This window comes from Levilactobacillus fujinensis, assembly GCF_003946335.1.
Taxonomy (GTDB): domain Bacteria; phylum Bacillota; class Bacilli; order Lactobacillales; family Lactobacillaceae; genus Levilactobacillus; species Levilactobacillus fujinensis.
In genome coordinates, this window is record NZ_RHNX01000089.1 from 1 (window position 1) to 1,669 (window position 1,669).

The following is a 1,669-nucleotide window of genomic DNA, read 5'->3' on the forward strand; positions in this document are numbered from 1 at the left end:
TGTCAATAGCGGCGTAAAAATGTTGGAAAATGGCGGTTTGAAAATGTAGGTTTTTGGCGGTCAGTTTGTTGCTTTTAGGCGGTATGATTTCCCAGTTATCTTGATGATATGGGAGTGATGAACTAAACGGTCTAGAATGGCGGCAGTGACTGTTGGATTCTTGAAAATATCGACCCATGTTGAAAGCTCACTATTGCTAGTGATTATTGTTGAGTGTCGTTCATATCGCGCATTAATTAACTGAAAAAGAAGGTTGGCTTCGTCATGCTCTACTGGTAAATATCCGATCTCGTCGATAATCAATAAGTCATATCGTGCATAACGGTTAATGCAACGGTCTAGGGCACCCTTCTCGTAAGCCGTATGCAGCCTTAGTAAGAGGTCATGACAGTTGATGAATAGAGTTCGTTTTCCTTGCTGGCAGGCCGCCATGCCTATTCCAATGGCTAGATGAGTCTTACCGACGCCTGGACTACCGATAAAGACCAAGTTTTCTTGCTTCTCCAGGAACGCTAAGTCGCTAAAACTCTTTATTTTTTGCTGATTAATACTGGGCTGAAATGAGAAGTCAAAAGTTCTCAAATATTTATTCTGGGGGAACCTTGCTCGTTCAACTATTCGTTGAACTTGACGTTGTTCTTGCCATTCAAGCTCCACGTTAGTGAGCTTAAGCATGGCCTCTGTAAATGAGAGTTCTTGTTCGTTGATTTGGTCAAGAAAGTCTGGTAAATACGCATGCATCTTGGCTAAACCCAAAGTATCTAAGTTCGTCATTAATTCCTGGAATTTGCTATTCATTTATTTGCTCCTCACACTTCATCATATTGAGATAGATGTTCTGCGATAAATACCTTAATTTCTTGATCATTCCGACCCTTAAGGAGGTCGGATTTTAGGATTTGAATACGGTCATCCTCATGATAATTTAAAGCTTGGGTCGTAATATCGTGCGAACGGATCGGTTCTCCGTTATAATAGATTTGAAGTTGGCGTGCATTATCAGATAGTTCAATATTGACTGTCCGACCAATGTAACGCGGATCTACAGAGTACTTACACTTACGGAAATTAACCATTGATTCCTTCGATACGACACGGGTAATGTCTTCTTCGAAGAAGGGATCTAGCAGGTTAGTTGGTAGTTCGTGGAGGTACTCTTTTTCTTCGTACTCAAATTTATCTAAAGGAACCTGGTTTGTTGATTGTGATACTTCGTGATTCAAATCATCGCAGAGTTCATCGACGATATGAATCAAATCTACGTCGTCATCGAACTCATAATTGTATGGCCGGAGACGTTCAATGGTTCGTGCCAAGGCTTCCACAACTCCTTTTGTCTGTGGCCTTAACGGCCGACAAGCAATTGGTTTATAACCGGCATCTTGACAGAATTGTTTAAATCGTTCGTTGAACACGGCCTTTCCAAAATTAGATTTTGAGTGATCAACGACCTGCTTCATGTTGTCGAACCAAACTTCATGAGGAACGCCACCAATTGCTTCGAAGGCATCATCGAGGCAACTGAACAGAGTATCCTGACTCCGATCGAAGACTAACGTAATGTACTTCAACTTTGAAAATGGTAAAACGTAAAGGAAGACATTGAAGTGATGTGGCTTCCCATCACGTGAGTATAGCGTCATCTCTTCCTTCCAATCCACTTGGGCTG

At 41.6% G+C, this 1,669-nt stretch carries 2 protein-coding genes; both read right to left on the reverse strand.

The window, feature by feature from the left end; translation table 11 throughout:
• Positions 1–60: 60 nt before the first annotated feature.
• Positions 61–798, reverse strand: a complete 738-nt coding sequence (gene istB / locus EKM89_RS13835) for an IS21-like element helper ATPase IstB (protein WP_125689344.1) — start codon at positions 796–798, stop codon at positions 61–63.
• An 11-nt stretch (positions 799–809) separates the two neighbouring features.
• Positions 810–1,669, reverse strand: an 860-nt coding sequence (locus EKM89_RS13840; protein ID WP_164510605.1) for a Mu transposase domain-containing protein, incomplete at its 5' end; no start/stop codon positions are given.

Coding starts and splice junctions, on each gene's coding strand:
- istB (WP_125689344.1), bottom strand. CDS start 798: ATGAATAGCAAATTCCAGGAATTAATGACGAACTTAGATACTTTGGGT.